Source organism: Paenibacillus sp. MSJ-34 (assembly GCF_018918005.1).
Taxonomy (GTDB): domain Bacteria; phylum Bacillota; class Bacilli; order Paenibacillales; family Paenibacillaceae; genus MSJ-34.
Genome location: NZ_JAHLPR010000015.1, coordinates 93,094 through 102,136, shown reverse-complemented (window position 1 = coordinate 102,136; position 9,043 = coordinate 93,094). Strand labels below are relative to the sequence as shown.

Genomic DNA, 9,043 nt, shown 5'->3' with positions numbered 1-9,043 from the left:
ACTCGATTTTTGAACTGGGTTTAGTTTGGTGTTGTCTTTTTTCCTGACTCATTGACCTGTTCCTTAAAGTAAATTTCCAATTCTCATGAATCAGGGGCTTGACATCTTACCGCTGGACTTTAATATAACGATTCGGAACGGGTACAGCGGCGCAACAACAAAAAAAGCACCTGCAAGAAAGGCGGCTGCCTCTCTTACGGGTGCTTCCCGTTGTTAGAAGATGGAATGTTATTCGTCTTAAGACCAATATATAATGCATCGGCGCAAGTGTCAAGCTTCCTCCGGGCCCTCCTCCAGCAACGCTTTCACCTGATCCAATTGCTCCTGGCTCATCGACTTGCCTACCGTATTCAACAGGATGAAATACCGGAGCGTCTGCTCCCGCGATAATCCTTTCGGCTCCGCGAAAATGACGGGATAATTAAGGAAATGGTTTCGGTCCCGCGGGCTGAGCTCGCTGAACGTTTTGCCGCGCCATCTGAAACGGTCCTCGTAATAATCGATAATGGCGCGAAGCCTTTGTTTCCCGTCGAGAATTTCGTAACCGAACCCCCGTTTGACCCATGTTTTCGTATCGTATTGAATAAATGCGAATTTGCCGATGTCGATATTGCTGAAGACGGACTCGACAAGCTTGACTTTGTCCTCCGGTTCCCACACGTATCCCCGCTGATATTCGGGATCGAAATTGACTCCGTAATGGTACACTCTATTGATCAGGTCAATCAGCATCCGATAGGAGAACCGCAAATTCAAATCCGTATTTTGGATCATGCTTTCGGGTTGTTCCTCCTGATATTTTCGCACTTGAACCCAGCTGAAATAGCCCTTCTGATGTTCGCGCCGAATCGGATCGCCGTAATTTTGGCTTACTTCCGTATAATCGATCAAATACGTTTTCCCGTCATGCAATACTTCTTCCACTATCGCGTCATGGAAATTGCCTACCTGAACCTTGTCGCCTCGTTTAAAAACATATGCAGGCTCGGAACTGTACCGCAATCTTTCCTCGATTTCGATCAGCTTGCGCTGCATATTGTTTGCGCTGTTGGTCAATTGTACGCACCTCCGCTTGATGTTGAATGGTTTTGTCGTCACCTGGAATCATTGTAACATCCAATATCTTTTGGGTGGGGTGGTAAAATAAGGGTGGATCGCGAAAGAGGGGAAGGCAATGCGCCTGCTTGACTTAAAAATAACCATTGGTTATATTATAGCCGATGGTTACTGATCGAAAGGGGAGGGGGATTCGTTAGAGATGGCGAACAAACAAGAACTGCGTTCCGAGGAAACGAAAAGAGCGATCGTGGCCGCAGCCGGCGCCTTATTCGCCGAACGGGGATTCGATGCGGTGACGATGCGGGAAATTGCCAAACAAGCGGGCTGCTCCCATACGACGATTTATATTTATTTCAAGGATAAAACGGCGCTCCTGCATCAACTGTCCATGCCGCCGTTGGAACAATTGAAAGAGCGGTTCGATAGCATTCTTCAATCGAAGGCGCTTGCCCCGGAGGATAAAGTGAAGGGCATTGGCGAAGAGTTTATTCGGTTTTGTCTGGCGAACCGCAATATGTATCCGATCTTCTTCGTCACCAAGTCGGTGCGGGTGGACGAAGCGGAGCCCGAACTGGAGGTGAACCGGCTTCGCAACGCGCTGTTCGCCCAATTCATGGAGGGCATTCGGCAATGTCTCCGCTTGGAAGAGGAGGACGACCGGCTGCTGGCTTACAGCCGGATTATGGTTTATACGGTGCATGGCATCGTAGCAACGTACAACCAATCGGAGGAGACGGTCGATCAATTAATGGATCGATTGAACGCGACTTTCGCCGAGGCGATCGATGTGCTGCTCCTCGGGTTCCGGCGGAAAATGGAGGAGTAGACGGTCGGCGGACATCCGATTCTTTATTCGCAGCAAAAGCGTAGAAATAAGCCGTCCGACGAACGAATAACGGAACCATTGCCCTCCGCCCCAGCGGGAAAGAAAGCCGGGCCATAAAGGGCATTTCGTTTCGAAGGCGATCCGCGCCGCGCGGGCCTACGCTCCTTTGTTTAGCGCTAACGAAACTCATAATCCTTATTGGGCTCAAAATGGAGACGTCGTCATTCTAACGAATGTACAAATCGTTATTCATTGGAAATCGGTGGTTTTATCGCTTTTCTCCCGTCATTAGCGTGTTACAGTTTCATTACACGAGCAACAAGGCGATTAACAGGTGATTTGCGTGTTAGAGTTTCGTTAGCGCGTTCGAGGGCCGTCTGCCGCCGGCGGTCTTTTGAAATGTATAGCAATTTCCCGGTGCAACAGCGTAACGTTATGAATTAGGGAGCGAAAGTACCTTGCTACCGCCCTGTTGGAGTCAAATTACAAATGAAATTGAAGCGCAGAAGGGGAATAAGGAACGGATATCCACGCTCATCCTCACAATCCTGCACTCTCCATGTTACGGCAAAGCTTTGCCTCTGGAGGCGACGTAGAGCGTGTACCACTCTTCGCGCGTCAAGACGATGCGCTCGGCATCTTGGCATGCGCGAATCCGCTCCGGATTGGCCGTCCCGATTACAGGCTGCACGCCTGCAGGATGGGTCATGAGCCAAGCGAGCACGATCGCCTCGCGGGTCGTTTCTTTCTCTACGGCCATCCGCTCTACGAGCCCGGCGGTTTCTTGGACAGCCGCGCTTTGCCCGTCCAAGGCGCGTCCGGAGAAGAGCCCTTGCGCCAGCGGACCCCATGCCTGAATTTGAATATCGTTCAGGCGGCAATATTCCAACGTGCCTTCAGGGAAGACGTCGTTGCGGGCCGCGTCCTGGTTGACATGCACGCCCGTTTCGAGCCAGCCGATTTTCGCCAGGCTCATTTCCAGTTGATTAATGAGAAACGGCTCGCCGCAATACGATTGCAGCAGTTGGATTTGGCCTGCGCTCATATTCGAGACGCCGAACCGCCGGACTTTGCCGGACGATTTCAACCGTTGCACCGCTTCCGCGACTTCCTCCGGATCCATGAGCGGATCGGGCCGATGCAGGAGGAGGAAGTCCAAATATTCGATCCCCAATCTGCCCAATATTCCGTCAACGCTCCCCAATAGATGTTCTTTCGAGAAGTCGTATCTGCCCGGCACGCCGTTTTCCGCAAAGCGAATGCCGCATTTCGATTGAATGAAAATGCCCTCCCGCAACTCCGGCCGTTCGGCCAATATTTGCCCGAATACCCGCTCCGCCTTTCCCTGCGTATAAATATCGGCATGATCGAACAGGTTGATCCCGATCGACAAGGACGCTTCGACGGCCTCATGCCCTTGTCTGATATGTTCGCTCGTTACCGGATTTTGATTCCATTCTCCGCCGAATCCCATGCACCCGAGCGCAAGACGGCTGACGGGAATATTCCGCCGATGCAGCGGTAAGTTTGCCATATCCATCACACTCCTTCGATTTCGGTTCTGTCTATTTCACATTATAGAGAAGTTCGGTCCCGATGCCAAAAGGAAGGAGCGCCGCCTGCGAACGTTCGCAACAAATCAAGCCCTTTCCTCGTTTATTACATATAACGCTTCGGAAATGAGGGGAACTAGAATGAACAAAATCAAGCAAAAGGCAAGTATGCTCATCGCGTGCACATTGCTGTTCGGCGCCTTATTGTCGGCATGCGGCACGGGTGCGGAACAGCCGCCGGCCGAACCGCCGGGCATAGGCGACAACTCAGGCGAAGAGCAGCCCGACAACAATACGCCTGAAACGCCGGATGCCGATCCGGACGCCGTCCCTAAGTTCGAACAGGAATTGAATAACGCGAAAGACGCGGCCGGCGCGATCGGCGCGATGGATCAACATATGAAAGGAGCGACGCCGGAGCAAGCAGACGAAATGTTCGTACTGCTCGAAAAGTTCTATGAAACCGATTTGTCCTCCGCCGAGCAGCCGTTGATGGACCCGGCAGCGCAGCAAGCGTTGCTGGAAATAGAGCTTCCGATGACCGGGCAAAAAGCGGCGGAACTGAAAGACGAGAAGCTGCGGACCGCGGTGCAAGGCTTGCTGGCAGGCAAATATAAATTAGAGACGGCGGAAGGCTCCGTATTTCCGGTTGTCGATTATAAAGCGTTGGCGGAGGCTTATCAATCGTACTTCACCGATGCGATCAAAGATTACATTGCGCTCAAAGCGGCCGATTCCGAACAGCCTGTAGCGCGCGATGCCGCTCTGGCCATTACGGCGGACGAATTGGCGGCTCGAGCGCTGGCGGCCGAAAACTATTTGGCGAAATATCCGGATTCGGTTCGATTCGATACCGTGAAAATCGATTATTTGCACAAGTTGACCATGGTGCTATTCGGTTTGAACAATACGCCGACGTTCGACTATAACGATTACCGCCTGACCGGCGAGGCAAAGGCGAATTTGGAGAAGATCGTCGCGGAGCATCCCGATACGGTGACAAGCGGCTTTGTGCAGGAGTTTCTGGATATCGTGAAGCAATCGAACGGGCAAGTCTATGTGAAAAAAGACGGGCAGCAGACGGACGCTCCGGAAATGAAATCGTTCAAAGATTCGATGAGGGAAACGGTTGAAAAACGGATCGCGGAGAAAAAATAATTGCATAGCAGGTATCGAAAAAAGATAGCGGGAGTAAGCTTTCTCTGGTAAGATGGTAACGGGCCATCTTCGCTTTGGCGAATGGCCAGGGTGGGCGAGGGGTTTACAAAAGGTGCAATGACAACATGATCGACAGAAGGTTTCGTTTGCAGGAACATGGAACGAGCTTCCGCCAAGAAGCGATGGCGGGAGCGGTCTCGTTCTTCACCGTCGTATACATTGTTGCCGTAAATGCCGCGATATTGGCTGACGCGGGCGTCCCTTTCGAAGCAGGGGTCATCGCTACGGTGCTGACCGCTGTCACAGGTTGTTTGCTGGTCGGCTTTTGGGCGAACAGCCCGATCGTGCTCGTTCCGGGCATGGGGATTAACGCGCTCTTCTCGTATACGCTTGTGCACGGCATGGGCCTTACATGGCAAGAAGCGCTTGCCGCGGTGCTGATCTCCGGCATTATGGTGACCGTCGTATCGTTCACGCCGCTTTCGCGACTGATCGCAGCCTCGATTCCCGAATCGCTGAAGCATGCGATCACGGCAGGGATCGGCCTGTTTCTCACGTTCATCGGCTTGCAAAAAGGCGGCATCGTCGTTCCCAGCGAAAGCACGCTCGTGGCATTCGGCAACTTGGCGCATGCCAAACCGCTGCTTACCATGGCGACGTTCGCGGTAACGCTCGTACTGTTCGTGCGAAACGTGCGCGGCAACTTGCTGATCGGCATTGCGGCCGGTACGTTATTGGCCGCGCTGTTCGGCGGGACGAAGCTCGGTGAAACAGGCGGCTTCGGTTTTTCCGCGGCGGACTACGCTTCCGTATTCGGCGCGATGTCGTTCGCCAAGGCGACGACGGCGGTATTCTGGATCGCCGTATTCTCATTGGTGCTGGTCATTTTGTTCGAAAGCGTCGGCCTGATCCACGGCCAATTGCAGATGGCGAATCGGCCGGAGAAATTCAAGCGCAGTTTGCAAGCGAGCGCGATGTCCGTCATCGCGTCGGGGCTATTCGGCTCTAGCCCGACCGTTTCCGCGGTGGAGAGCGCCGCGGGCATTGCGTCGGGCGGCAGAACGGGGTTGACGGCCGTAACGACGGGCGTATTGTTTGCCGGTTCCTTGCTATTCCTCCCGGTCATCAAATTGATACCCGATTCGGCGATTGCGCCGGTGCTGATTCTGATCGGCGGATTGATGATTCAAAATGTGCGCAATATTCCGTTCGACGATATGACCGAATGGTTTCCCGCATATTTGATCATCGCGTTTATTCCGCTGACCTCGAGTATCGTTGACGGGATGGCGTTCGGCTTTCTCGCTTATCCGCTGCTGAAAATCGCCGCGGGCAAATGGCGGGAAGTCGGTATGGCCGCGTATGTGATCGCCGCCTTGTTTCTGGCCAATTTCGTACTGCATGCGTTGTAGCGGCAATAACGTACACAAAAAAAGCCCGATCCGGACGACTTCCGGATCGGGCTTCGTTTGTGAAGCCTACATGCTTGTATTGTTGGAAAGAACGGGGAGCATTCTCGTGTTTTTCACCATGGCCGAATGGCATATGGGACAAGTCGGAGTTTCCTCGAAAGAGAAATTGTTCCTCATCCAGCATAAGCATCCTTCATCGCTGCACATCCAGACTAGAGTCGGTTCCTCTTGAAGAGGCTCCATGGTTTTTTTGGAAAAATACAAAAGAATCCCTCCTGTAAGTTTTTCTACAATTTCACAACATTATCGGCTTGCGGTCCGCGGTTTCCTTGAACAACATTGAATTGCACGCGTTGTCCTTCGTCCAAAGATTTGAAGCCTTCGCCCGCAATCGCGCTGAAGTGTACGAATACATCATTCCCGCCCTCGATTTCGATAAATCCGAAGCCTTTTTCCGCATTAAACCATTTCACTGTTCCTGTTTCCATCCTACATAACCTCCAAAATTGTTGTACCCGTATATGGTACGAAGAAAAAAATTCACACATTGTAAAGAGCACCATAATATGTGTGATTACTCTTTATAATATGTGAATTTATCACTTCATATATACGAATAACTCATTATAACACATAAAAAAATTTATAACAATAAGCATTTGCGGTTTTCTATTTCGAAAAAAACAGCCTCTCTTCGAAAACGGGAAGAGAGGCGGATGAAACGGCTACATTTGATAATGCTTGAAAACAAACGTCATATCCCGGTAGGAGATCAGCGCTTCCGGCCGCTGCGGAACTTCATTCGGCAGCATGTATTTGCAATCGGCTGCGTAGAAGCGGACGTCGTCATTCCGGCCGACCGTGATTCGCAACTCGATGCCGTTCTTGCCGGAACCGATATGCTTGAAGCTGAAGGGATCATCGGCTTCCACCTGTCTCGTCTCGGCAATAAGCGGTTGTCCGTTCACACTTGCCCCGTAAACGGTCATTTTCGCGTTCGTTGTGAACGTCAACTCTTCCGCCTGGCGGAGGGAACGAATCCGGAGCGTTAACGTACGTCTATCGCCGTTTACGGCGTCGTCCATTTTCTCCACTTCCGGCGCCGGTTCATCGTAAACGGGCGCGTCGTTGAAATAGACTTGGCTGACAAACGACTGCAGCCCTCCGGTCAGGAAAGGAAGCTCCCCGCTAATATCGCCGCGGCTCGTTCCTTCCGCCAGCAATGCGGAAGTGTAGTTGTCCGGCGTTTGGCCGCTCGCCCATATCGCCCGGCCCCGGTCCGCATCTTTGAAATAGACGATTTGACTAAGGTTCGGATGCGAAGACGACGGCATGACGTTCCAGGAAGCGGCCGCCGCGATGGCAACGGATACCGCTAGCATGACGAGCGGCGCGACCCATCCTTTCGCCAAAGGAAAGGAGCGAACGGCCGGGATGACCAACGTCATCGCCAGAGCCGTCAACAAGCATAGTGCGCCGGCTAAAGGCAATCCCATCAACATATAAACGATATGAATGATCGGCGCCATGAACAGGAGGCCCGGAATGGCGCCGAGAACGGCAGGCCACTCCGTTGTGCCGGTACGAAAGGCGATATTGAGTCCGATCAAGCTGAACAATAACGGCCATACGAATAGATAACTGCCTCCCGGAAGGAGGTAGCTTGTCGCAACCGTTAAAATAAGCCATAACAGCAGCGAACCGGCCCAACCGTTTTCCGTCCGCATTTTCGCGGCAAGGAAGCCGAACACAAGCAGCATCGCCGCAACCGTCAAGCAGAGGAAGGACCAGAAAAACGGATTGCTGACCGTTGGGTCGCTTTCCAACATCCACCGATATTCGGCAAAGAACCGGCTTAACCCAGACCATGCGGCCGCGGCGATGCCGAATGCGAGAGCGAGACTTGCCAATGCGGCGGCAAAGCCGCCGATGTATCCTGCCAACGTCAGACTTCTGCTGCGGAAGCCATGGATCAAGGTCGCGATATAGAAGACGGCGGCGATGGCGGCGAGCGGCACGGCCCAAGATTGAGGATATGTCGCCATCGCCGAACCGAATACATTGAAATAAACGCGGTCGTTCGTTTGTTGCGGCTGCGCCAGATCGCTGTTGCCGAAATGCCGTGTCAGGCTGAGCATATATTCGCCGTGATGCTGCAGGCTGCTTTTGTCGAGCCGATCGACGGTGTCCAGCGTCGTATGATAGGCGTTCATGCCATTGCCGAACGCGAAATTCAAGCCTTGCATGCCCGCTTCTTTAAACGCCGAGAAATCGGTATCGTTCGGCAGCAGCTTATACAGATTGTAAATGAGCGAATATGCAACCGGGGAGGATGCTTGTTTGCTGAATTGTTCAATCAGCCATCCGTTTCGCTCGCTCGTCTCGAACATGAACGAAGGTCCTTGATTGCCGCGCGCTTCGAAATTCAAGACAAGGCGAACCTCTTTCGCCCACGGATGCTCCTTCACGAACGAGCGCGCCCCCAATAAGCCGTTTTCCTCGGCATCGGACAGCAGGACGATCAAGTCGTTGCCGAGCGGTTCCCCCGTTTGCAAAGCGCGAACCGTTTCCAGGATGGCGGCAACGGCCGCGCCGTCGTCCGCCGCCCCCGGTCCGCCGGGCGTGGAATCGTAATGCGCGGCCAGCATGATCGCGCCGCCGCCGGCCTTCCCTTCGATTCGTGCGACAATATTCTCCACATCCGCGGTCGTATGGCCGGAAACGGAAACAGATGTCGTTCGCTGCACTTCAGGCGTCAGCCCTAGTTCGCGCAACCGCTGCAATAAGTAATCGCGCACCTCGTCATGCGCCGCGGAACCGACCGGATGCGCTTCGCGGCTGATCGCTTCCAAATCCGCCAGCGCGCGTTCGGCCGAGAAGCGATGGGGTGCGGCATCCGATGCGACCGGCTGCGGCGCGCGGATTTGCGCAAGGCCGATCGCCGCCGCGCATAGAATAACGATCCATAATAGCAAGGATGCAAGAATGCCGGGTTTGGCCGGCCGTCTATTGATCATGATGGGGGACGGTCTCAT

Annotated in this window: 8 protein-coding genes; 3 read left to right on the top strand and 5 right to left on the bottom strand. The window is 53.3% G+C overall.

Annotated elements, in window-relative coordinates; all coding sequences use genetic code 11:
- Window positions 1-270 precede the first annotated feature (270 nt).
- A complete protein-coding gene (locus KQI79_RS09850; protein WP_216538059.1) occupies window positions 271-1,056 on the bottom strand; it encodes a DUF262 domain-containing protein in 786 nt (261 codons plus the stop codon).
- A 202-nt stretch (window positions 1,057-1,258) separates the two neighbouring features.
- On the opposite strand from KQI79_RS09850, the gene KQI79_RS09845 reads away from it, so the two are divergent.
- Window positions 1,259-1,885, top strand: a complete 627-nt coding sequence (locus tag KQI79_RS09845; protein WP_216538058.1) for a TetR/AcrR family transcriptional regulator — start codon at window positions 1,259-1,261, stop codon at window positions 1,883-1,885.
- A 562-nt stretch (window positions 1,886-2,447) separates the two neighbouring features.
- Here the strand turns inward: KQI79_RS09845 and KQI79_RS09840 are convergent.
- Window positions 2,448-3,419, bottom strand: coding sequence for an aldo/keto reductase (locus KQI79_RS09840; protein ID WP_216538057.1), 972 nt, complete (start codon window positions 3,417-3,419; stop codon window positions 2,448-2,450).
- A gap of 160 nt (window positions 3,420-3,579) precedes the next feature.
- Here KQI79_RS09840 and KQI79_RS09835 point away from each other — a divergent pair, with 160 nt between their 5' ends.
- Together KQI79_RS09835 and KQI79_RS09830 are read left to right on the top strand one after the other, a co-directional pair.
- Complete coding sequence (locus KQI79_RS09835; RefSeq protein WP_216538056.1) at window positions 3,580-4,596, top strand: hypothetical protein; 1,017 nt, start codon at window positions 3,580-3,582, stop codon at window positions 4,594-4,596.
- A 125-nt stretch (window positions 4,597-4,721) separates the two neighbouring features.
- The gene (locus KQI79_RS09830; protein WP_216538055.1) at window positions 4,722-6,008 is read left to right on the top strand and encodes an NCS2 family permease; all 1,287 of its coding nucleotides are present in this window, start codon (window positions 4,722-4,724) and stop codon (window positions 6,006-6,008) included.
- 66 nt (window positions 6,009-6,074) lie between these two features.
- On the opposite strand, the gene KQI79_RS09825 is transcribed toward KQI79_RS09830, so the two are convergent.
- From KQI79_RS09825 to KQI79_RS09815, 3 genes are all read right to left on the bottom strand, one after another.
- Entirely contained in the window at window positions 6,075-6,272 is a 198-nt protein-coding gene (locus tag KQI79_RS09825) for a cold-shock protein (protein ID WP_216538054.1), read from the bottom strand.
- 23 nt (window positions 6,273-6,295) lie between these two features.
- Window positions 6,296-6,496: a cold-shock protein gene (locus KQI79_RS09820; RefSeq protein ID WP_216538053.1), complete on the bottom strand. Its 201-nt coding sequence runs from the start codon at window positions 6,494-6,496 to the stop codon at window positions 6,296-6,298.
- A 237-nt stretch (window positions 6,497-6,733) separates the two neighbouring features.
- Window positions 6,734-9,043, bottom strand: a complete 2,310-nt coding sequence (locus KQI79_RS09815; protein WP_216538052.1) for a M28 family peptidase — start codon at window positions 9,041-9,043, stop codon at window positions 6,734-6,736.